Below are 22,627 nucleotides of genomic sequence, written 5' to 3' on the forward strand. Positions count from 1 at the left end.
CGAGGCGAACGATTGGGGTGAGAGATGCGCGCGAGGTGAGTGGCATGCAGCCCGACATCGATGCAGCGGCGGCGGCGACCGCGGCGACGGGACGGGACGGCGGAGCGGACACCGAGGTGGTGATCGCGCTGCGGGGCGTCGAGCGGGTGTACCGGTCGGGGCACCTCGACTACCTGGCGTTGCGCGGGGTCGACCTCACGGTCGACGCCGGCGAGATGGTCGCCATCGCCGGGCCGAGCGGCAGCGGGAAGTCGACCGTGCTCAACATCATGACGGGCATCGACCGCCCGACGTCCGGCTCGGTCACGGTGGGCGGACGCGAGCTCGACTCGATGAGCGAGGACGAGTTGGCGGTCTGGCGCGGCGAGCACGTCGGGATCGTGTTCCAGTTCTTCCAGCTGCTCCCGACGCTCACCGCACTCGAGAACACGATGCTGCCGCTGGACTTCGCGCGCCGGGGCAGCGTGGAGGAGCGGCTGACCACCGCGAACGAGCGACTCGAGCTGGTCGGCCTGGGCGATCGGGTGGATCGGTTCCCGAGCGAGCTGTCGGGCGGCGAGCAGCAGCGGGTGGCGATCGCGCGGGCGATGGCATGCGATCCGTTGCTGCTGGTCGCGGACGAGCCGACGGGCAACCTCGACAGCGAGACCGCCTCGGCGATGCTCGACGTGTTGCAGTCGGTGAACCGCACCGGCACCACCGTCGTGTACGTCACCCACGACGTCACGCTCGGTGCGCGCGCCGGCCGCGTGGTGACGCTGCGTGACGGCGTCGTCGTGGACGACGGGCGATGACGACCGCGCTGACCCGGTACGCCTGGCGCCAACTCACCCATCACCGGGCGCGCACCGCCTTCACCGTCGCGTCGCTCGCCGCAGCGGTCGTGGGTACGTGGCTGTTCGCCGCGCCACGCGACTTCGACGCAGCGATGGACGAACGCGTCGACTCCCAGCTGCTCCACGACCTGGTCCTGCGACCCGACGGCGTCGCGCTCGCCGACGACGACCTGGCCGCGCTGCGCGAGATCCCGAACGTCGCCGGCCTCGAGGCTCGCACCACGCACATCACCGAGCTGCGGATCGGCGATCGCATCCAGGACGTCTGGCTGATCGGCGTCCTGGACTTCGCCGATCAACAGGTGAACGTGGTCGACGTCGCGCACGGCGACGCACCACGATTCGACGGGGGTTCGCTCGAGGCCCTGACCGATCCGGTCAACGACCTGCACGGTCGTGCCGCGGGCCGGGTCGGCGACGTGGTGCAACTCCGCACGGCGAGCGGCGCCTGGGAGGACACCACGATCACCGGTGAGGGCAGCTCGATCTACTTCAGCCACAACGCATCCGACTGGATCCCGGTGCTGTACATGCCGGCCGAAGCGGTCTGGGAGCTCGCGCCGTTCGATCGGCTCTTCACCGAGATCGACGTCAGGGTCGGTCGCCGGGACGACGCGGTGCTCGCCGCGACGATCGATGCGATCCGCGACGGACTCGCGGATGTGAAGCCGAACGTCGGGTACAACGCACTCGTCGACATCCGCCCCGCCGGCGAGTGGCCGGGCCAGGACGACTTCGACAACTTCCAGGTGCTGTTCTGGGTGATCGCCGGCGTCTCGGTGTTCTCCGCGCTCGTGCTGGTCGCCTCGACCATGACGACCCTCGCCCGCGAACAGGCACGCGAGATCGGCATCATGAAGAGCATCGGCGGCCGGCGCCGGCAGATACTCGCGACCTACCTGGCGACGAGCGCCCTGCTCGGTGTCGGTGGCACGGTGATCGGCACGGCGATCGGGCTGCCGGTCGCCAACCTCCTCACGAACTACCTGGGCCGGTTCCAGGGTGTCGAGCCCGGGTGGCGCGTCAGCGGTCTCGCGCTCGCCTCGAGCGCAGTGGTCGGCATCGGTGCAACCCTGCTCGCATCGGTGCCACCCCTGCTGCGAGGCACCCGCATCACCGTTCGCGAGGCGCTCGGGCAGCCGGGTTCGGATGCGTCGTTCGGCGCGTCGCGCGTCGATCGCCTGACGACGCGAGGCCGGTGGTTGCCGCGCACGGCCCAGCTGGGCCTGCGCGCCGCGGGACGACGCAGGACCCGCAGCATCGCCACACAACTCCAGATCGCGCTCGCCGTGGGCACGCTGCTCGGCTTCGCCTCGCTCGCCATCACCCTGATCGAGGTCAGCGAGGAGAGCCGCGCTGCCGAAGGCGGCGACATCGAGGTGTACGGCTTCGGATCCGGGCGCCGGCTCGGGACACGAGCCGCGGAGCAGATCGCGCAGATCGAGGGGGTCGACAGCGTCCAGCCGACCGTCGGGGCCGATCTGCTGGTCGGCGACACCGAGACGTTCGCGTGGGGCCTCCCCGCCGACCCCGTCTTCGGGTACCAGCTGAGCGAGGGACGCTGGTTCACCGAGGCCGAGAACGACGCCCGGTCCCACGTCGCAGTCGTCGGACCGGCGCTGGCGACCATCCACGACCTGTCGGTCGGCGACTCGGTACGAGCGGACACGCTGAGCGGTCCGGTCGACCTCGAGGTCGTCGGGATCGACAGCACGATGGTCGGCGACGGCCGGGCGCTGTTCGTCCCGATCGACACCGCGTTGGCGCTCAGCGAGCGCGAGGAGCCGAGTTGGTTCTGGGTGACGACGACCTCACGAGACACCGCCGCCATCGATCGGGTGCACGTCGAGATCCGCGAGCTGCTCGACCGGGAGCGGTACGCCTACGGGGCCGACGTCCGGTACATCGAGCGCGAGGCCGATCGCGCCGAGGACCGCATCGTGGTGACGATCATCATGTCGATGGGCATCCCGATCGTCGCGATGGGCATGATCGGGCTGGTGTCGGCGATGACGACCAACATCGTCGAGCGAACGCGCGAGATCGGGATCCTCCGGAGCATCGGGGCGCGGGCGCGCGACATCCGTCGCGTGTTCCTCGCCGAGGCGGTGGTGCTGGTCGTGCTCGGATGGCTGCTCGGGATCGCCTTCGGGTATGCGATCGGGCGGATCATCCTCCACGCGATGGGCAACGCGTTCGACGTCACGTTCACGCTCCGCTACCCGCTCTGGCCGATCGCCGTGACGCTGGTGCTGACGTTGCTGGTCGCCGTGCTCGTGCTGCGCCGCCCGCTCCGCCGCGCCGGCCGGCTCCCACCCAGCGTCGCCCTCCGCTACGAGTAGGCCGCCGGGTACGCTCGGCGGCGATGTCCGCCTGCAGCGACGCCGTGCGCGACGGGCGGCCGGCGTGAGGGCGGTCGTCTACGACCGGTACGGGCCACCCGACGTGCTCCGCCTCGAGGAGGTGCCGATGCCGACACCTGCCGCCGGCCAGGTGCTGGTGAGGGTGGCCGCCACCTCCGTCAACCTCAGCGACTGGGAGTGCCTGCGCGGCACACCGCTCTTCGCCCGGGTCGGCGGGCTGCGAGTGCCGGCGAGGCGCACGCTCGGCTCCGACATCGCCGGTCACGTCGAAGCCGTGGGAGCGGGCGTCACCCGCTTCCGTCCCGGCGACGAGGTCTACGGCGACAACCTCGGACTCAAAGGTGGCTTCGCCGAGTACGCCGTGGCACCCGAGTCCGCGCTCGCCGCGAAGCCCCCGGAGCTGACGTTCGGCGAGGCGTCGGCGATCCCGCAGTCCGGCGCGATCGCGCTCCAGGGAACCGCCGGAGCGGCACCCGGGACGCGCGTGCTGATCAACGGCGCCGGTGGTGGATCGGGCTCGTTCGCGATCCAGGTGGCGAAGCAGGCCGGCGCCCACGTGACCGGCGTCGACAACGCCGGCAAGCTCGACTTCATGCAGTCGCTCGGTGCCGACGAGGTGATCGACCACCGGCAGCACGACTACACGCGGACCGACGAGCGGTACGACATCATCCTCGACCTCGTCGCGGACAGGTCGGTGCTCGCGATCCGTCGTGTCCTCGCCGATGGCGGCCGGTACCGCTGGGTCGGCGGCTCGGTGTCGATGCTCCTGCGGCTGGTGACGGCCGGTGCGGTCACCGGTCGCCTGACCGGTCGGCGGCTGGGCATGCTCGTCGTGCGGCAGGGTCCCGAGCACTTCGCGCCGCTGGCCGACCGTTGCGTCGCCGGCGACGTCGACATCCACATCCACCGCACGTTCCGGCTCGACGAGGTCCCGGACGCCCTGCGCGAGATCGGCGAGGGTCGCGCCCTGGGCAAGGTCGTCGTCGAGCTGGCCTGACGTCCGCCGTCGCGGCCCCTCGGCAGGCGGCCCCCCTTGGCAAGGGAGGCCCGATCGGAGGACGATGGAAGCGGAGGTGAGGAACGTGGACCAAGGGATGCTCCTCGTGGTCGGCGGCGTCTTCCTGCTCTTCCTCTTCGGCGTGATCCTGGTGGTGACGGGCATCGTCGGTGCCGATCCCGACGCGTACGCGTTGGAGATCGGCCACCGGTGGAACCGCCGGAAGCGGGAGGTCGTGGAGGGTCCGAGCCAGCACCGGTTGCGCACCGCCCTGATCGGGATCGCCATGATGGCGATCGCCGTCGGGATCGCCGTCCTGCTCTCGGTCTGACCACTCAACCAGTAGCTCAGGGGTGCTCGCTCGGGCTGGGTGCCACGGGCGTGGACGCGCCGAGCAGGTTGCGCAGCACGTCGAACCGTGACTCGTGCGCGTCGCGCCCGAGCGCCCACCAGATGAGCGCGAACACCGCGCTGAGCGAGATCAGCGCGCCGTACCCCAGCGACCATTCGAGACCGACGTAGTCGCCGACGAGGCCGGTGATCGGCCCGCCGATCGGGTACGAGCCGAGGAAGGCGACTGCGGTCAGCGCAAGGATGCGACCTCGCATGTCCGGCGGACACAGCTGCTGGGTGATCGCGTTCATCGAGGTCACGAAGCCGGCGCCGCCCAACCCGAGCGGCACGGCGAGCACCAGCGCCAACCAGACCCGGCCGGACCAGGCGAGGGCGAGCGCAGCGATGCCCAGCAACAACCCGTTGGCGACCATCCAGCGCAGGGTGACCACCCGACGCCCGGCGGTCAGGAGCGAGCCGAGCATGCTGCCGATGCTCAGCGTGGTGAGCACGATTCCGAACCAGAACTCGTCGCCCCAGATCTCGCGGGACATGCGGGGGAACACGACGTTGTGGTTGAACCCGAACGTCGCCACGATCGCGAACACGACGAACGGCGCGAACAGCGCCGGCGTGTCGCGCACGAACCGCAGCCCGTCGCGGATCGGGGTACCGCCCTTCTCGGCGAGCGGCGCACGGTGGAGCTCGCTCTCGTCGAGCAGGAACAGACTGCCGAGAATCGCCAGGAACGAGACGGCGTTGATCGTGAACAACCAGCCGGTGCCGATCGGCCCGACCAGGAGCGCAGCGATCGCCGGCCCGAAGATCCGCGAGCCGGTCATCGTCGCCGTGTTGAGCGAGATCGCGTTGGCCATGTCCTCCTCGGGCACCAGCTCGGTGACGAATCCGCGCCTGGCCGGGTTGTCGATCGCCGAGATCACGCCGAGCACGAACGTGAGCACGTAGATGATGCCGAGGTTGATCGTGCCGGTCAGGTCGAAGACAGCCAGCGCCACGGCCTGGATCGCCAAGCCGCCCTGCGTCATCATCGACAGCCGCCGCCGGTCGCGCTGGTCGGCGACCGCACCGGCCCACGCACCGAGGAACAGCATCGGCAGGAACTGCAGCGCCGTCAGGACACCGATGGCGGTGGTGCGACCCGTCAGACGGTCGACGAGGATCGCAGTGGCGGTGAACTGCATCCACGTGCCGATGTTCGAGAGCATCAGCCCGCTGAAGAACAAGCGTGCGTTCCGATAGCGGAGGGAACGGAACGTCGCGGCCATGGCGGCCCATCCTGCCCGACCCGTCCGAGCACGGCGGGCTCGGAGGCGTCGTCGCACACACCGGCGCCGTGGCCCGTGTGCCCGATCGGGCACACGGTCTCGCCCGAGGGGCCGGATCGCCGTGATTGACGGGCGACGGCACCGGAGTGACACTGCGGGGATGGGGCGCGCACACGGCGACGTCGGGACCGGCCCCCACGCGGCGCCCGCACCCGATCTTCTCCCGCGCCGGGACGACCAGGTGGTGGACGACCTCCAGCGTCGCCTCGGCAACACCGGCGTGCAGCGGCTCGCGCAACGACTCCGAGAGGCCGATGCCGGGGCGGGCGGCGGCGGAGCGGGCGCAGGCGGCGGCGCTCCGGAACCCGACCAGCTCAGCCCGAGCATGGCCCAGCAGCTCGCACGCCGCCTCCGGGACGCCATGGAGGGGTGGGGGACGGACGAGGACGCGATCTACGGGGTGTTCACCGGACGAACGCAGTCGCAGGTCGACGCCATCGAGCGCGCGTACGGCGCGCTGTTCGACCGCGATCTCACGGCGGACCTGCACGACGAGCTGAACGCCGGCGAGCTGCGGCGCCTCGCCGCGCTGGCCCCTCAGGAACCGTCGCCGGCCGCCGGAGCCGCGGGTGGCGGTCTCGCAGCAGCGGCCGAACGCGTCAACCGGGCGGAGCCCGCGGCGCGACGCCTCCGGGCCGCGATGGAAGGGCTCGGCACGGACGAGGATGCGATCTTCGCCGTCCTCACGGGGCGCAGCGCGGCAGAACGCCAGGAGATCCGCGACACCTACGCCCGGATCTACAGCCGGTCGCTCGAGACGGACCTCCGCGACGAGATGAGCGGTGCCGAGCTGACCGAGGCGATGCGCCTCCTCGGTCAAGGCGAGCTCTCCGCTGCCGACGAGCTGCACCAGGCGATCACGGGGCTCGGGACCGACGAGGGCCGCATCATGCGCGTGCTCGAACAGGTCGGCGCGTCGCCGGCCGCCGTCACCGCCCTGCTGGCCGAACATCAGCGGAAGTACGGCAGCCTGCTCGTGGCCCTCGAGGACGACCTGTCGGGCGGCGAGCTCGACCGTGCCCGCGACCTGCTCGGCCGCGCCGGCGACGAGGCGGCGTGCTTCGAAGTGCTGAACGGGGCCGACCCGGATCTCCTCCACCAGGTCGCGGACTTCGGGTTCGCGACCACCGCCGAACGGCTCCGGCTCGTGGGACGCGTCCACACCGAGACCGTGGTGGGCGACGACGACGAAGGGGTGCTCGAGCGCATCTGGCTGGCGCCCGACATGGCCGAGCCCGCTGCGCAGAACCAGGCCCTGTACCGGACCAGCCGGAGTCGCGGCGCCGAGATCCCCGAGTCGCTCTCCACGTTCGGCCGGTTCGAGAACCGCTTCGAGCAGGACATGTTCGAGGGCGTCACGACCGTCGGCCACGGGCTGTTCGACTGGACGCTCGTCGGCGACCGTCTCGACGTGCGGGTCCCGATCGACTTCGAGCCCGCGTCCGGCGTGACACCTCCGTACGCGCTCTGGCAGACGCAGATCAACAACACCTGGAACCAGTTCGCCGTGCGCGAACCCGGCGGGCGGAGGATCCCCATCCAGTTCACGATGGTCAACGACTCGAACGCGTCGCGAGAAGTCGAGGTCGTCGAGAACAAGATCCCCGGACAGATCTCGCCCGAGGATCGTGCGAACGCCGGGAAGTTCTACGTCATGATGCGCCCGTCGACCGTGCCCCACGAGTTCGGCCACTTCATCGGCCTCCCCGACGAGTACCAGCGCAGCCACGACGACTTCCGCCAGATCACCGGCGCGGTGCCGACCGGCCCGGCCAACACCTCCGGCCAGACCAATGCGCAGATCGCCGACGACCTCCACACCGCACTCCACGCCGATCCGCAGGCACAGCGGCGCATTCAAGCGAGGGCGTTGCTCACGACCGTCGGCCTGCTCGTCGGCGGCATCCCGCAGCAGGGCGATTTCGCCCAGGCGGTCCTGGCCGAGTACGACAGCCGGCATGGCTCGCTCGAAGACGACCTGGTCGATCAGCTCGACCAGGACGCCGACCGCGGTGATCGCTGGGTGCTGCAGACCGTGTTCTCGTATGCGAGCAGGTCGGTGATGGGCAACCCGGAGGTGTTCGGGCCCGCACCCCACACGCATCCGGTCGAGCCGCGCCACCTCCGGGAGTTCGTCGCCATCGTGCAACGGCGCTTCCCCGGCGAGAACTGGTCGATCGGCGCGCGATGAAGCAGCTTCGCTTCGATCGCCGATCGGTGACGTCACCACCCGAGCGCGAGGTCCTCGAGATCGAGGTCGACGGGAGCTTCACCATGTGGCGATCGACCGGCGACCGCGTCGGCCGCTTCGCCGGCTCGCTCGACGAGTTGGACGAGATCGAGGCCGAGATCAATCGGGCGATCGACCGGCGGCCACCACGGGCCGAGCCGCTCCTGCCGGACTCGTCCGTCGAGCGGCTGATGATCGACGACGAGACGATGCTCCAGGTCTCGGCCGACGACGAGCTGGACGGACCGTGGGGCGATCTGCTGCAGCGCTGCCGTGGTCTGCTCGACGACCTCCGCGCCCATCCCCTCGCAGCCCTGTCGATCGACCTCACCGAGCCGACCCGACCCACCCTCGTCCACGTCGGCACCGAAGGACTCCACGTCGAGTTGATCCAGCCGGCGGCCGTGGTCGAGACGTGGCTCGGCGGCCAACTGACCGCCAGCGCCCGGGGCTACGCAGACGTGATCGCGTCGACGGTGGTCGATGAGGGATGGCGCCTGGAGATCGAGGTGCCGGATGCGGTCGTCGCGCCGGGTGCGACGATCCTCGCGCAGGTCGGGCTCGACGCCTACGACGGCGAACTCCCGATCCCGGTCGCCGTGCACGCCACGACGCAACCGAGGTGATCGTGGCTCACGCTGCGACGGGCAGCGCTCCGGTGTCGATGCCGTAGAGCTCGGCGACGTTGCCGGACAGGATCGCTTGCCGCTGCTCGTCGGTGAGGCCGGCCGCCTGCTCGGCGAGCATCTCCTGCGACCACGGCCAGGTCGAGTCGGAGTGCGGGAAGTCGTTGGCCCACATCAGCCGGCGCCAGTTCATGTGATCGGCCTGCCGGAAGGCAGTCCAGTCATCCTGGAACGTCGTGTAGATGTGCTCCGCGAAGTACTCCGAGGGCAGCTTCGACAGCTCGATGCCGGGCGCCATCCAGTTGCGGTGCCGGTTGTAGGCGTGGTCCATCCGGTACATGTAGTGCGGCACCCAGCCGGCGTCGGCCTCGACGCACACGATCCGCAGACCGGGGTGGCGCTCGAAGACGCCGCCGAAGACCAGCGTCCCCATGATGTCCTGGATGCCGCGGATGATGCCGAGGAAGCCGTTGAGGCGCGAGCCGCGCGGCTTGCCGTTGAAGGCGCTGCTGCGCGACGTCAGGATGTGGAAGCTGAGCGGCAGTCCCAGGTCGACGGCCGCCTCCCAGAACGGGTCCCAGGCGGGGTCGTCGTAGTCGGCGCCGCCGCCGTCGGGTGTCAGCGTGCCGGGCTCGCCGGGCATCATCACGCCGCGCAGGCCGGCCGCCTCGATCGCCTCGATGTCCGCGATCCCCTCCTCGATCGTGCGGAGCGCGGTCTGGCCGCAGCCGAGCAACCGGTCGGGGGCCTCGGAGCAGTATCCGGCGATCCAGCGGTTGTAGGCGTCGAAGCAGGCCTTCTTGAAGTCGGCGTCGTCGTGGTTGCAGATCATCATCCCGACGGTCGGGTAGATCACCTCGGCCGACACGCCGTCGCGGGCCTGGTCGGCGAGTCGGTGGCTCGGGTCCCAGCCCGAGCGATGGAGCTCGTCGAAGCGCACGCCGCCGATCGTCAGCTCCTCGGCCGGTTTGCCGGCGGCTGCGACGAGGCCCATCGCGATCGGGCGGCCCATGCCGGGGATGACGAACACGTCGCCACGCTCGTCGTCGCCGACCATGTGCGGCGCCCGGTCGCGGAACGCCGGGTCGATGTGGTCGACGTAGCAGTTCGGCGGCTCGGTGATGTGCGAGTCGGCGCTGATGACGGGGAACGGGTAGCTCATCGGACCGGTGCGGGCTGGGCACCACGGACGAGCCGCCCGGGTGTCGCGCCGGTCGATTCGCCGTCGGCCATGATCTCGGTCCCGGCGACGAACGTGTGGCGGTAGCCGGTGGCCCGCTGCAGCATCCGACGACCACCGGCCGGCAGGTCGTGCACGATGTCGGGCACGTGCAGACGGAGGTGGTCGAAGTCGATGACGTTGACGTCGGCCCGGTAGCCCGGCGCGAGCACGCCGCGGTCGTGCAGCCCGACCGTCTCGGCGGTCATGCGGCACTGCTTGGCGATCAGCGTCTCGACGGGGATCCGGCCGCGGGGGCGGTCACGGCCCCACCACTGCAGCAAGGTGGTCGGGAAGCTGACGTCGCAGATCGTGCCGACGTGGGCGCCGCCGTCGCTCAAGCCGGGCACGGCCGCGGAATGCTGCAGCATCTCGCCGACGACGTCGAGGTTGCCGTTCGCCCAGTTCAGGCTCGGCACGTAGAGCAGCGCCCGGCCGTCGGCCTCGAGCAACCAGTCGTACGCGACCTCGACGGCGGCGCGGCCCTCCCGGTCGGCCGTCGCCGCCGCGGAGTCGGCCGGGTCCGGCTCGTAGTTCGGCGGGTCGCCGAGCCGGAACATCTGCGGAAACCAGCCGACGACACCGCTGCCGAGCTTGCCGCCCTTCTCGACGTGGGCGCCGTCGATGATCGCCTGCCGGACCTCGGGGCGCCGCATGCGCGCAACTCGCTCGGCGAGCGAGAGGTGCTCGATCTCGCAGTAGGCCGCGCTGAACATGAACGGGTTGAGCGTCGTCTCGAGGCCGAGCATGATGCCGACCGCCCGGGCGCCGACCTGGCCCCGCATCGTGACGCCGGCTGCGGTCGCCTCGGCGAACCGGTCGAGCTCGATCTTCCAGTCGTCGGGCCGGCGGGGCGCCTGGGCGATGGAGACCGAGATCGGCCGGCCGGATTCGGCCGCCATTGCGTGGAACAGGTCGAGCTCGGCTTCCATGTCGATGAAGTCGCTGACGACCTGGAGCACGCCCTGGCCGGCGGCGCCCATCGCCTGGGCGATCCCGACGAGCTCGTCGGCCTCGGCTCGCAGCGCCGGCGTCGGCTCGCCGAGGGAGGACTTGTGGTTCAGGGTGCGGCTCGTGGTGAAGCCGAGCGCGCCGGCCTCGACCGCCTCACGGGCGATCTCGGCCATCCGGGCGATGTCGTCGGGCGTCGCCGGCTCCTGGTTCGCTCCACGCTCGCCCATCACGTGGAGCCGGACTGCGCCGTGCGGGAGCTGGGCACCGAGATCGATGTCGCGCGGCTTGCCGTCGAGGTCGTCGAGGTACTCCGGGAAGCTCGACCACTCCCACGACAGGCCCTCGTGGAGTGCCGTTCCCGGGATGTCCTCGACGCCCTCCATCAGCTGGATCAGGCGCTGGCGGTCCTGCTCGTGGACGGGCGCGAAGCCGACTCCGCAGTTGCCCATGACGACCGTGGTGACGCCGTGCCAGCTCGACGGCGCGAGCTGGGTGTCCCACGTCGCCTGGCCGTCGTAGTGCGTGTGGATGTCGACGAAGCCAGGTGCGACGAGGTGGCCCTCGGCGTCGATCTCCCGGCGCCCGCTGCCGTCGACGTCGCCGGCCGCGGTGACGAGACCGCCGGACACCGCCACGTCGCCGACGAATCGGTCACCGCCCGTCCCATCGACCACCGTTCCGTTCCGGATCACCAGATCGTGCTCAGCCATGCGGACCCCCTTCGCCCCGGCACGCCACGGTACTGCCCCGGCAACTGGCGCCCCCGGTCGTACGGGTCGAGCGGACGCAGGTCAGCGGATCGTCGAATCGACGACCTGGGGGGCGCCACGACCGAGGAAGAAGATCCCCGGGAAGCCTCTGGTCTCGAAGCCGAGGCTCGGGTTGCCATCGAGCAGCGACCGCTCGATCCGCAGCTCGCCGGTGCGGTTGTTCGACACGAAGAAGATGGCGCCACCGCCTTCGCGGGCACTGTTGCCCTCGATGACGCTGCCCCGCAGGTCGAGCGTGAATCGGTTGCCGTCGAGGTAGATCGCGCCGCCGCTGCCACCGCCGGGCGTACCGGCTCGGGCCGGGTTGGCGCCGTTGCCGATCGCGTGGTTGTTCGTGAACTCGCTGTTGTAGATCCGCCACGAGACGCCGATGCTCGAGATCGCGGCCCCGTTGGAGCAGTCGTTGCCACGGAACTCGCTCCCTGCGACGACGACCGGCAGCCCTTCGTATTGGCTGAGCACGCGCAGGGCTGCGCCGCCGAGGTCGGGCCCCGCGGAGTCGCACCGGTTGTCGATGAACGTCGAGTCGAGCACCTTGACCCGACCGCCCCGGACGAAGACCGCTCCCCCGCCGCCCCCCTCGGTGACGTCGCCGGTGCTGTTGCCGTCCCTGAACGTCAGGCCCTGCATCGTGAGCTGCGGGTGGTCCTGGTTCTGGCAGTGCGGCGTGGTCCAGATCTGGGCCCGGTCGCACGTGTTCATGTACAGGATGCGACGCTGCCCGGCACCGCTCAACGTGACGATGCCGCCCCCGTCGAGCACGACGATCGGCGAGGTGTTCACCACCTTGGCGGTCTGCGTCATCGTGATCGTCACCGGGTCGGGCCCGCAGTCGAACGTGATGATCCCGCCGGCGGCGACGGCGTCGACGACCGCGCGAGAGGTGCAGCTCGCAGGGGTGCCGGTCCCGATCACCCGATCGGGGTTCGACGTGTCGACGAGGCGTGCCTCGGAAGGCAGGGGAACGTCGCCCGGGTCGTCGGCCCGCTGGAGCGGCACCCGCTCGGCCGGCTCGTCGGCCGTCGCCGCGCCGTCGATCCCGGAGCCGAGCGCGGCGGCCACGGAGGCGACACCCGCCACCGCGAGGGCGACGGCGACGGCGGCGGTGGGGCTTCGTCCGGTCACGCCTCCAGTATCGACGACGGCTGCGGCCGCCCTGAGGCACCGCTTCGGTCATGGCTCAGCAGTGGTCCTGGAAGCCGTGGAGCGGGAGCTGACCGGTCAGCGTCACGAAGCCGGCCTCGAGCTCGGCGCAGCTGTTCTGGGTGATGCGCAGCATCGCCAGCGGCCGGTCGACGAGGCCCCACACGATGATCTCGGCGGCCTGCTCGATGCCGTTCTCGTGCCAGATCACCTCGTCGTAGTTCGACCAGTGGTCGTAGCCGCGCAGCTCCTGGAACGCCGAGCGGGCGTCGTCGCCGGCGTTGTGGTCGACCCACGCATGGGCGAACTCGTGCAGGATGGTCACGGCGGTCGGGAACCCCGGCGCCGTCATGCACAGCTCGACGTTGCTGCCCTCGGGAGCGTGCCGGTGCAGGCCCTGGGCGCCGTTGCAGCCGGTCCGGTCCTCGCCGTGGTAGTTGAAGCGGATCGACGGCAGCTCCATGTCCGCCTCCTCGAACAGCGAGAGCGCCCAGTGCACGGCGTCCTGGATCTCGACCGGTGCGTCGGCGTCGATCTCGTGCCGAACGGGCGAGTCGGCGTGCTCGTCGGTGTGCGTCGACGCCGCCGTGAGGGCGTCGGTGGGCGTGTTGACGGCGGCGAAGGCGCCGATCAGAACGGCGACGTTGATGGTGATCGAGGCGGCGGTGCGGAGGAGCTGGTGGCTGGTCATGCAGCCACCGTCCGCGTCGCGGCTTCGGGGCCGCTTTCGAGCACTCAAGCCCGGCTGTCAGCGACTTAAGGGCCACATAAGTCCTGGTCAGAGCGCTGGCCGACGTCGCGTTTAGTTGCGCCTCAGTCGGCTTCAGCCGGTGCGAAGACCGGTGCGAGACGGTGGCGCCATGACACAGCAACTGACACGAACCGACCCACGACCCGGGCCCGCCGCGCCCGCCCTGGATCGCCCCCGGCGCCGGATCGTCCGGCTCGCCGCCACGCTGGGTGTTGCAGCGGTCACAGGATCTGCGGTCGTCGGCGCCGTGGTAGACGGCCACGATGCGGTAGACCCGGAGCACCCCGTACTCGACGCCCCCGCTGAGGTGCCGGCACCCGCCGAACCGAGCCCTCCGCCGCCCCGGGCTGCGGCCGAGATCATTCAGGCCGAGATCGACGCCGCAATCGCCGACCGGGGCCGCGCAGCGGCCAACTCGGACGAGGTCGTCGAGGGGCAGCCCGCCACCGCACCAGCCGTCGAGCTCGCAACGGACCGGGCGGTCGAACCGGCCGCGACCACGCCTGCAACGGCTCGTCGCCCCGCGTACCTGATCATCCAAGACGAGATCGACCGGGCCCTCGCAGAGCGGGACGGATGATCGTCGACACCGCTGCTGACCTGCGGTTCTAGCGCCGTCCACGTGCTGGTTCCACCACCAGCGCAGCCTGATGTTCCGGATCTACGGCCGCTTTCCCGGCAACGATATGGGGGTCAACTTCGACTACTACCTCGTGCCGCCGGTCGACGCCAACGCCCCGCACTCGGCGGTCGGCACCACGATTCTGGCGGCCGGCCTCGCCGACGAGCCGGCGGTGCGGCTGCTGCTCGAGCATCTCGCGAGCCCCGAGTTCGGCACGATCTGGGCGGCCGAGGACCGGCCCTTCGACGCCGGCTCGGTCGCACCGCCGGGCACCGGCTTCGTCCCGCCGAACCGCCGCTTCGACACCGCCGCGTTCGGCCCGGCGAGCGACCCGAGGTCGATGTGCACCTGCGCATGCTCGGCGACATGCGGGCCCGCGATCGACGCAGGCACGTTGCGCGGCCATGCGTCCGACGTGTTGCCGGTCTCGCTCGGCCGCCTCGCCGACGGCCAGCCGATGCTGCTCTACGAGGGGATGATGGACTGGGTGCGCGAGGTCCGCACGCTCGAGGAGATCTTCGCCGACTTCGACGAAGCGGCCGACTTCGGCACGGTGAAGGGGTTCTGAGCGGCTACCAGGACCGTGACCAGGGCTTAAGTCCTGGCTAAGCGCCGTCGCGCAGACTGCTCCGGACCACGTAGTGTCGAGCGAGGGGGCCACATGGAGTACCGGGTCTTGGGCAAGCTGGAGGTGCTGCGCGACGGCGATCCCGTCGATCTCGGGGCGTTCCGCCAGCGAGCGCTGCTAGCGCTGTTGCTGACGTCGCCGAACACGGTCTGGTCGACCGACCAGATCATCGACGGGCTCTGGGGCGACGACGTCGGCGCGGACCGCCAGAACGCGCTCTGGGTCCACGTCTCCGGTCTCCGCAAGGCGCTGGAACCCGAGCGGGAGAAGCGCACCGACGGCACGATCCTGCTCACCCGGCCGCCCGGCTACCTGGTCGAGATCGACCCGGACGACATCGACGCCGTGCGGTTCGAGCGGCTCGTCGTCGAGGGTCGATCGCTGGCCGAGACCGACCCGGCGGCGGCGTCGCTCGCGCTCGGCGAGGCGCTCGCGCTGTGGCGCGGCCGCGCCTACGAGGACTTCACGTACGAGTCGTTCGCCCAGACCGAGATCGCCCGGCTCGAGGAGCTGCGCCTCGAAGCGGTCGGCGCCCGCATCGACGCCGACCTCCAGCGCGGCCTGTCACGCGAGCTGGTGTCCGAGCTCGAGACGCTCGTGCGCCAGCACCCGCTGCGCGAGGAGCTCACCGGCCAGCTGATGCTCGCGCTGTACCGGTCGGGCCGTCAGGCCGAGGCGCTGCGGGCGTACCAGCTCCTGCAATCGCAGCTCGGCGACGAGCTCGGCATCGAGCCGTCGAACCGACTCCGCCGGCTGGAGGAGCAGATCGTCACCGGCGACGAGGCGCTCGACATCGGGGCCGCTGGCGCCCCGGCCGGTGGCGCCGTGCCCGGCCTCGCCGTGCGCGGCTACGAGCTGCGCGAGCAGATCGGCGAGGGCGCGTTCGGCGTCGCCTACCGTGCGTTCCAGCCCGCGGTCGGGCGCGAGGTGGCGATCAAGGTCATCCGGCCCGAGCTGGCGAACGACCCGGCGTTCATCCGCCGCTTCGAGGCGGAGGCACAGCTGGTCGCCCGGCTCGAACACCCGCACATCGTCCCGCTCTACGACTACTGGCGCGAACCCGACGCCGCCTACCTCGTGATGCGGCTGATGCGGGGCGGCAGCCTCGCCGACGTCCTCGCGGGCAGCGCGTTGACGGCCGAGCGGGCGACGACGGTGGTCGACCAGCTCGGCAGCGCGCTCGAGACCGCGCACCGGGCGGGCGTCGTGCACCGAGACATCAAGCCCGCCAACATCCTGATCGACGACGAGGGCAACGCGTACCTCTCCGACTTCGGGATCGCGGTCGGTGCCGACGGCGAGCCGTCCGACGACGGGTCGGGCATCTCGACGGCCGGCCCGCCGTACGCGTCTCCCGAGCAACTCGACCGGGGGCCGGTCACGGCGGCTTCCGACATCTTCAGCCTCGCCGTCGTCATGGCGCAGGCGCTGACGGGGCTCCGCGGCGAGATCGGCCAGATCAGCGGCGCACTGGCGCCGGAGGTGCTCCGGGTCGTCGATCGTGCGACGGCCGCCGACGCCGATCGGCGCCACGGTCACGTCGCCGAGTTCGTGGGCGATCTGCGCCGGGCCCTGGGGGTGTCGGAGCCGGCTCCTCCGGTCGAAGAGGTCGAGTTCGACAATCCGTACAAGGGCCTGCGCGCCTTCGGCGCGGCCGACGCGGCCGACTTCCACGGCCGCGAACGCCTCGTCGAGAGGTTGCTCGCCCGGCTCGGTGCGCCCGGCGTCCGCGGCAGGTTCGTCGCGGTCGTCGGGCCGAGCGGCAGCGGCAAGTCGAGCGTCGTCAAGGCGGGTCTGCTCCCAGCATTGCGGCGTGGTGCGATCCCGCAGTCCGATCGGTGGTTCACCGTCGAGATGGCGCCGGCGCCGCACCCGTTCGAGTCGCTGGAGGAGGCGCTGCTCGGCGTCGCCGTCGACCCACCGGCGTCGCTGCTCGAGCAGCTGGTCGGCGACCACGGGCTGCAGAAGGCCGTGCAGCGGGTGCTCCCCGCCGACGGCTCCCAGCTCCTGCTCGTCGTCGACCAGTTCGAGGAGTTGTTCACCCAGGTCTCGCCGTCGATCGCGACGAGCTTCCTCGACGCGCTGGTCGATGCGGTGAACGACGAGCACAGCCGGATCCGGGTGGTCGTCACGTTGCGGGCCGACTTCTACGACCGGCCGCTGCGCCATCGGGGCATCGGCGAGCTGCTCCACGACGGCACGCAGATCATCACCCCGATGACACCCGAGGAGCTCGAACGTGCCATCAGCGGCCCGGTCGAGACGATGGGCGTGACGTTCGAGCCGGCGCTCGTGGCCGAGCTGGTGCGCGACGTCGTCGACCGCGCCGGTGCGCTCCCGCTCCTGCAGTACACGCTGACCGAGCTGTTCGATCGGCGGCAGGGCGTCCGGGTCACCGACGCCACGTACCGCGAGATCGGCGGCGTGTCGGGCGCACTCGTGCAGCGGGCCGAGGGCCTGCTCGCCGGTCTCGGCAACGAGGCGCACTTCGTCGCGCGGCAGGTGTTCCTCCGCCTGGTGACGCTCGGTGAGGGTGCCGACGACACGCGCCGCCGGGTGCTCCAGGGCGAGCTCGAGCAACTCGCCGTCGATCGGGCGATGTTGCGGGCGGTGCTCGACACGTTCGGCCGGCACCGGCTGCTGAGCTTCGACCGCGACCCGGTCACCCGGAGCCCGACCGTCGAGATCTCGCACGAGGCGCTGCTCACCGAGTGGACGCGGCTGCGGGAGTGGATCGACGGTGCCCGCCACGACGTCCGCAACCAGCGCCGGCTCGCCGAGGCGATGGCCGAATGGACAGCGGCCGATCACAGCGACCAGTACCTGTTGCGGGGCGGCCGCCTCGAGCAACTCCACGGGTGGGCCACCAGCACGTCGCTCCCGCTGTCCGAACCCGAGCGGCACTTCCTCGACGCCAGCGTCGCAGAGCGGGAGCGCGCCGCCGACGAGGAGCGCGAGCGCGAGCAGCGCGCCGTCGAGGCCGAGCGCCGCGAGCGACAGCGGGCGCGCCAGGTCGTCGGGCTCGGCGCGATCGGCGTGGTGATTGCGCTCCTGGCGGTGTTCGGGATCGTGCAGTGGCGCTCCGCATCGGGCGCGAAGGCCGACACCGAGAGCCTGCTCACAGTGTCGGAGCTGGTGGCCGCGTCGGAGGTGGCGTACGCCAGCGACGATCAGGAGCTGGCGCTGCTCTATGCGGTGCAGGCCGTTCGTGAGACGGTCGACCTCGGCTTCGCCAACGAGGACGCCGTCGACGCCGTGCACTGGGCGCTGCACCAGCTCAGCGTGCAGTACGACGTGACGCCCGAGACCCCGGTGGCGATCCGCTCAGGCCCGAACGGCCTCGCCGGTGTCTACGCGCTGCCACCGGCCGAGTTGGTCGAGTTCGCCGAGACCGCCGTCGACCGCACGCTCACCGACGAGGAGTGCGAGCCGATCTACGACGGGCCGTGCCCCGACCGCGCGCAGCTGCCCGCCGACCTCCCGCTGAGGAGCGGGATGGAGGCGTACGGTGCCGTGCCGAATGGTCCGATGGCGCTCGCCGGCACGCGGGTGACCGTCGCCGCACCCGCGCTGCGCGCCGAGCCCGGTCTGGAACGGCAGTACGAGGACTTCGAGGCGCTGACGGGGATCGAGATCGACGTCGTGTCGAACACCGGCGAGGGCCTCCTGGCGCTGGCCTCCGGCAACCTCGACCTACCCGATACGATCACCTGGGGCGGGAAGCTCCCCGAGTGGACTCGGCCGCGCGTGCTCGATCTCGGCCGGTTCCTCGACCACGACACGCTGCGCGCCGACTTCGGCAACTACACGCTCAACGTGTCGGTGAGCGACGACGCGTCCTCGCTGGCTGAGCCGAACGAGGTGGCGTACGGCCTCCCGGTCGACGCCGACCTCAAGGGTGTCGTCTTCTACCCGAAGGCCGCCTTCAACGCCGCCGGCTACGAGGTGCCCGCGACGTGGGACGAGCTCTTCGCGCTGTCCCGACGCATCGTCGACGACGGCCGGTCGCCGTGGTGCGTGGCGTTCGAGTCGGGCTTCCCGTTCAACGGCTGGCCGGGCACCGACCTCATCGAGAGCATGGTCCTGATCTCCGGCGGGGCGGACGTCTACGACGGCTGGTCCGACGGCCGCATCGCGTTCACCGACCCAGCCGTTGTCGAAGGCGCACGGTTGGCGGACTCACTCCTCTTCGAACCGGGCTTCGTCCGGGTCGGGCCCGAGGCCATCAGCAACGAGAACTTCACCGAGCAGATGTTCAACCTGTTGCAGCGCGACACGGCCACCGGCGAGATCGACCCGGACTGCTGGCTGTTCTTCCAGGGTGACTTCATGCTCGGCGCCGTGCCGCCGGGCACGGTGATCGGCCAGGACGTCGACTTCTTCCCGATGCCGCCGCTCGAACTGGGCGGTGCGACGCCGGTGATCGGCTCGGTGTTCAGCCAGTACGGGCTCGTCGATCGCCCCGAGGTGCGGCGGTTCCTCGAGTACGTGGCCGACCCCGCCTGGGGTGCGGTCTGGGCGACCGAGCCGGGCAACGGCTTCATCTCGCTCAACCAGCGGTTCGACGCCGGTGTGTTCGCAGCGACGGCTGCCGACGACCCGTCCTCGGCGGTGCGCGGCCGGCTGTACGAGCAGACGCGGGACGCGCTGGCGGGGGGCACGTTCCGCCTCGATGCGTCGGATCTCATGCCACCCGTGATCGGCGGATGGATCGACGACCCGCCGACGCAGTCGGCGTTCTACGCCGGCATGAACGACTGGGTCGACGGCGTGCGGACGATCGACCAGGTGCTCGCCGACATCGAGACGGCATGGGAGGCCTTGCGGGCCGAGGGCGGGTAGGCCGAGTCGGCGATGCGGCCGGCATCGTAGGGTCGCGACCGTGCCGCTGCCGAGAGCCGTCGCCCGCTTCAACCGGCGGTACACGAACCGGTTCATCGAGCCGATCGTGCGCCGGTTCCCGGGCTTCGCGACGGTGCACCACACCGGTCGACAGTCGGGCAAGGAGTACCGCACGCCGGTCAACGTCTTCGACCTCGACGGCGACCTGATCGTCGCCCTGACGTACGGACCCGCCGCGGACTGGGTGCAGAACGTGCTCGCCGGGCCGGCCCGCATCGACCGGCGAGGCCACACGGCATCGATCGAACGGACCACGGTGGTCGACCGGGTGACAGCGTGGCCGGTGCTGCCGATCCCGGTTCGGGTCGTGTTGCGGTGCCTTCGCGTCTGTGACTTCATGAGGATCGAGCTCGCCGAGCACCGGACCGGGTGAACCAGCGCCGAGTTACCTGGCACCAACCCGACGGAACACCTGGCACACCGACACCGGCCCCAACCGAAGACCCCCAGCCCAACGACGGCCCGGCCACCCGACGCGCGAACCCCCGCCGCGTGACCTCGTCCCAGCGCCACGAACCGACACGTCGACATGGTTCGGCGCGAGACTCCACGACGTGGGATACCAGAGTGCACCTGAGGGCTGGTGGCAGGACTTCGTCACCGCCGATCCGCCCCGCACGGCCAAGCTGGCCGTCACCCGCAAGGACGGCAGTCCGCACGTCGCGCCGGTCTGGGTCGACCTCGAACGAAGCACCGGTCCCCAGGGCGAGGACGTCGTCGTGTTCATGACGAGCGCCGACACGGTCAAGGGCAAGTCGATCGTGCGAGACGGCAGGGTCGCCCTGTGCTGGGACGACGAACGCCCGACGTTCTCGTTCGTCACGGTCACCGGGCGAGCGACGACGTCGACCGATCCCGACGACCTCCTCGCGGTCGCGACACGGATCGGGGGGCGCTACATGGGTGCCGACCAGGCCGAGGCGTACGGCAGGCGCAACGCGGTCGAGCCCGAGATGGTCATCCGGGTCGTTCCCGATCGGGTGGTCGCAAAGGTCGACGTGGCGGGCTTCGACTGACGTGTCCGGTTGGACCTGTCCCGACTGTGGCCGGTTCTTCGGCCGCAGCGGGCAGTCGCACGACTGCGCACCGGGCTTGTCGCTCGAGGAGTACTTCGAGACCGGCCCCGCCCACGAGCGCCCCGTGTTCGACGCCGTCATGGCGCACCTCGAGACGGTCGGCCCGGTGCACCTCGACGTCGTGTCGGTCGGCATCTTCCTCAAGAACCCGCGCAAGTTCGCCGAGCTCCGGCCGAAGGACCGCTGGGTGGCGATCGGCTTCAACCTCGATCACCGGGCGACCCACCCCACGATCACCCGCAAGATCATCGAGCACAGCGGCACGTACTGGCACGTGGCCAACGTCGCCAGCCCCGACGAGATCGACGACGACCTCCGCGACCTGTTGACGGAGGCCTACGAGCTGGACCGGTAGACGACCCCGGCAACGGGCCGCCCCGGCCGTCAGGCAGGGCCCTGCAGCTCGACGACGACGCCATAGTGGTCCGACGCGACCACGCCGCGCACCGGACCGACGCCGAACAGCCGACCCCGCACCGGATTGCCCTGCGGGCGCGGGCGGGGCCATCCGACGAGCACGTAGTCGAGCCGTCGCTCGGGCCAGGCGGAGTCGACCACGTACGGGTTGTGGGCCGAGTACGTCGCTCCGTCGCCGTTCCCGATCTGCGCCCACGCATCGGTGAACACGAGGCCGTCGGCGGCGGGCGCGCTCAGGCCCGTCATTCGGCGGATCTCGTCGCTCTCGGGAACCGCATTGAGGTCGCCGAGCACGATCGGCGGGAACGAGGTCGCCGGGTCGCCCCGCTCGGCGGCGACCATGCCGGCGATCTGGTCGAGCTGACGCCGCCGGAGATCGCTCTGGTCGAAGCCGTGTGAGAGGTGCGTGCAGTAGACCTGCAGCACGGTGCCCTGCATGTCGATCGTGGCGCGCAACACCGTGCGGTGCGGCTTCATGTCGCCCACGTCGAGGTAGTGCCAGACCGCATCGACGATCGGCCACCGCGACGCGATCGCGTTGACCAGCGCGTGCTCGTCTTCATCGGCGTCGGGCGAAGCCACGAGGTGATAGCCCAGTTCCTCGCGCAGCCAGGCGGGTTGGTCGGGATCGCGCGAGCTCATCTCCTGCAGCCCGACGATGTCGGCGTCGATGTCGCGCAGCGCCTGCAGGATCGCCGGCTGGCGCGCCTCCCAGTCCCCGTTCCGCCACCACACGTTCCACGTCGCGACCCGCATCGAGTTCCCTTCGTCTCGCTGCCGCCTGCTCCGTCGCATCCCCACGGCAACGCGGCCAGATGATCATGCCACGTGCGCCGAACGTGACCGCGCTCTCGACGGATGCTCAGAGTCGGAACCAGAGCGTGCCTGCGACGTCAGCATTCGGAATGGGCCCGTAGACGCGGCTGTCGACCGAGTCGGCGCGGTTGTCGCCGAGCACCGTCACGTGTCCGTCGGGGACGACGAGCTCGTCGAGATCACCGCCGCAGCTGCCCAGGGCATCGAGGACGTAGGGCTCGTCCACCGCCGACCCGTTGCGGTGTAGCACGCAGTCGAGATAGCTGACCGTGTCGCCACCGACGGCCACGACGCGCTTCACGTAGTCATGTCGTCGGCCGCCCGGGGTGACGACCCGATGCACGATGACATCGCCGAGGCTGGGATCGCCGGCGAGCTTGTTGATGACGATCCGCTCCCCTGCGTGCAGCGTCGGCGCCATCGAGTCCCCTTCGACGACCCACGTCGAGACGACGAACGGGATCGACAGGACGACGGCGGCCAGCGCGCCGCCCACGATGCACAGCACCGTCAGCCACTGCGGCAACGGCCACATTGTCGCCGCGCCCGCCTCCTGAACCGGTGCCGCGACCGGCTCCGCCCGCACCTCGTCCAT

The 22,627-nt window shown here is 70.8% G+C and carries 18 protein-coding genes; 11 read left to right on the top strand and 7 right to left on the bottom strand.

What is annotated here, in order from left to right; translation table 11 throughout:
* The first annotated feature begins 44 nt into the window (after positions 1-44).
* From QNJ12_RS03390 to QNJ12_RS03405, 4 genes are all read left to right on the top strand, one after another.
* The gene (locus QNJ12_RS03390) at positions 45-794 is read left to right on the top strand and encodes an ABC transporter ATP-binding protein (RefSeq protein WP_300618786.1); all 750 of its coding nucleotides are present in this window, start codon (positions 45-47) and stop codon (positions 792-794) included.
* Positions 791-3,178 carry an FtsX-like permease family protein gene (locus QNJ12_RS03395; protein WP_300618789.1) on the top strand — a complete coding sequence of 796 codons (2,388 nt, stop codon included), beginning with the start codon at positions 791-793 and terminating at the stop codon, positions 3,176-3,178. Before QNJ12_RS03390 ends, QNJ12_RS03395 begins: the two co-directional genes overlap by 4 nt.
* A 64-nt stretch (positions 3,179-3,242) precedes the next feature.
* Entirely contained in the window at positions 3,243-4,199 is a 957-nt protein-coding gene (locus QNJ12_RS03400; RefSeq protein WP_300618792.1) for an NAD(P)-dependent alcohol dehydrogenase, read from the top strand.
* An 85-nt stretch (positions 4,200-4,284) separates the two neighbouring features.
* Positions 4,285-4,530 (top strand): hypothetical protein, encoded by a 246-nt coding sequence (locus QNJ12_RS03405; RefSeq protein ID WP_300618795.1) that lies wholly within the window; start codon positions 4,285-4,287, stop codon positions 4,528-4,530.
* Positions 4,531-4,546: 16 nt separating this feature from the next.
* Here the strand turns inward: QNJ12_RS03405 and QNJ12_RS03410 are convergent, their stop codons facing one another.
* On the bottom strand, positions 4,547-5,818 hold the full coding sequence (locus QNJ12_RS03410; protein WP_300618798.1) for an MFS transporter: 1,272 nt from the start codon (positions 5,816-5,818) through the stop codon (positions 4,547-4,549).
* A 160-nt stretch (positions 5,819-5,978) separates the two neighbouring features.
* Between QNJ12_RS03410 and QNJ12_RS03415 the strand changes: the two genes are divergently transcribed.
* Together QNJ12_RS03415 and QNJ12_RS03420 are read left to right on the top strand one after the other, a co-directional pair.
* On the top strand, positions 5,979-8,069 hold the full coding sequence (locus QNJ12_RS03415) for a hypothetical protein (RefSeq protein WP_300618801.1): 2,091 nt from the start codon (positions 5,979-5,981) through the stop codon (positions 8,067-8,069).
* Positions 8,066-8,734 (top strand): hypothetical protein, encoded by a 669-nt coding sequence (locus tag QNJ12_RS03420; RefSeq protein WP_300618803.1) that lies wholly within the window; start codon positions 8,066-8,068, stop codon positions 8,732-8,734. The genes QNJ12_RS03415 and QNJ12_RS03420 overlap by 4 nt, the downstream gene beginning before the upstream one ends.
* A gap of 7 nt (positions 8,735-8,741) precedes the next feature.
* On the opposite strand, the gene QNJ12_RS03425 is transcribed toward QNJ12_RS03420, so the two are convergent.
* The 4 genes from QNJ12_RS03425 to QNJ12_RS03440 all read right to left on the bottom strand — a co-directional run bounded on the left by QNJ12_RS03425 (position 8,742) and on the right by QNJ12_RS03440 (position 13,511).
* Positions 8,742-9,896, bottom strand: coding sequence for an amidohydrolase family protein (locus QNJ12_RS03425; RefSeq protein ID WP_300618806.1), 1,155 nt, complete (start codon positions 9,894-9,896; stop codon positions 8,742-8,744).
* Complete coding sequence (locus tag QNJ12_RS03430) at positions 9,893-11,617, bottom strand: amidohydrolase family protein (protein WP_300618809.1); 1,725 nt, start codon at positions 11,615-11,617, stop codon at positions 9,893-9,895. Before QNJ12_RS03430 ends, QNJ12_RS03425 begins: the two co-directional genes overlap by 4 nt.
* An 81-nt stretch (positions 11,618-11,698) precedes the next feature.
* Positions 11,699-12,802, bottom strand: coding sequence for a hypothetical protein (locus QNJ12_RS03435; RefSeq protein ID WP_300618811.1), 1,104 nt, complete (start codon positions 12,800-12,802; stop codon positions 11,699-11,701).
* A 55-nt stretch (positions 12,803-12,857) separates the two neighbouring features.
* Positions 12,858-13,511 (bottom strand): hypothetical protein, encoded by a 654-nt coding sequence (locus QNJ12_RS03440; protein ID WP_300618814.1) that lies wholly within the window; start codon positions 13,509-13,511, stop codon positions 12,858-12,860.
* A 710-nt stretch (positions 13,512-14,221) separates the two neighbouring features.
* On the opposite strand from QNJ12_RS03440, the gene QNJ12_RS03445 reads away from it, so the two are divergent.
* The 5 genes from QNJ12_RS03445 (at position 14,222) to QNJ12_RS03465 (ending at position 21,154) form a co-directional block, all read left to right on the top strand.
* Complete coding sequence (locus QNJ12_RS03445) at positions 14,222-14,761, top strand: hypothetical protein (RefSeq protein WP_300618816.1); 540 nt, start codon at positions 14,222-14,224, stop codon at positions 14,759-14,761.
* A gap of 93 nt (positions 14,762-14,854) precedes the next feature.
* Entirely contained in the window at positions 14,855-19,663 is a 4,809-nt protein-coding gene (locus QNJ12_RS03450; protein WP_300618819.1) for an extracellular solute-binding protein, read from the top strand.
* A 40-nt stretch (positions 19,664-19,703) separates the two neighbouring features.
* Positions 19,704-20,096: a nitroreductase family deazaflavin-dependent oxidoreductase gene (locus QNJ12_RS03455; protein ID WP_300618822.1), complete on the top strand. Its 393-nt coding sequence runs from the start codon at positions 19,704-19,706 to the stop codon at positions 20,094-20,096.
* A gap of 181 nt (positions 20,097-20,277) precedes the next feature.
* Positions 20,278-20,739: a PPOX class F420-dependent oxidoreductase gene (locus tag QNJ12_RS03460; protein WP_300618825.1), complete on the top strand. Its 462-nt coding sequence runs from the start codon at positions 20,278-20,280 to the stop codon at positions 20,737-20,739.
* 1 nt (position 20,740) lies between these two features.
* The gene (locus QNJ12_RS03465; RefSeq protein ID WP_300618828.1) at positions 20,741-21,154 is read left to right on the top strand and encodes a DUF5655 domain-containing protein; all 414 of its coding nucleotides are present in this window, start codon (positions 20,741-20,743) and stop codon (positions 21,152-21,154) included.
* 29 nt (positions 21,155-21,183) lie between these two features.
* Here the strand turns inward: QNJ12_RS03465 and QNJ12_RS03470 are convergent, their stop codons facing one another.
* Entirely contained in the window at positions 21,184-21,972 is a 789-nt protein-coding gene (locus QNJ12_RS03470; protein ID WP_300618831.1) for an endonuclease/exonuclease/phosphatase family protein, read from the bottom strand.
* Between the two features lie 106 nt (positions 21,973-22,078).
* Positions 22,079-22,558 carry a signal peptidase I gene (gene lepB / locus QNJ12_RS03475; protein WP_300618833.1) on the bottom strand — a complete coding sequence of 160 codons (480 nt, stop codon included), beginning with the start codon at positions 22,556-22,558 and terminating at the stop codon, positions 22,079-22,081.
* Between the last annotated feature and the right edge of the window lie 69 nt (positions 22,559-22,627).

The sequence above is a fragment of the Ilumatobacter sp. genome, assembly GCF_030065885.1.
Taxonomy (GTDB): domain Bacteria; phylum Actinomycetota; class Acidimicrobiia; order Acidimicrobiales; family Ilumatobacteraceae; genus Ilumatobacter.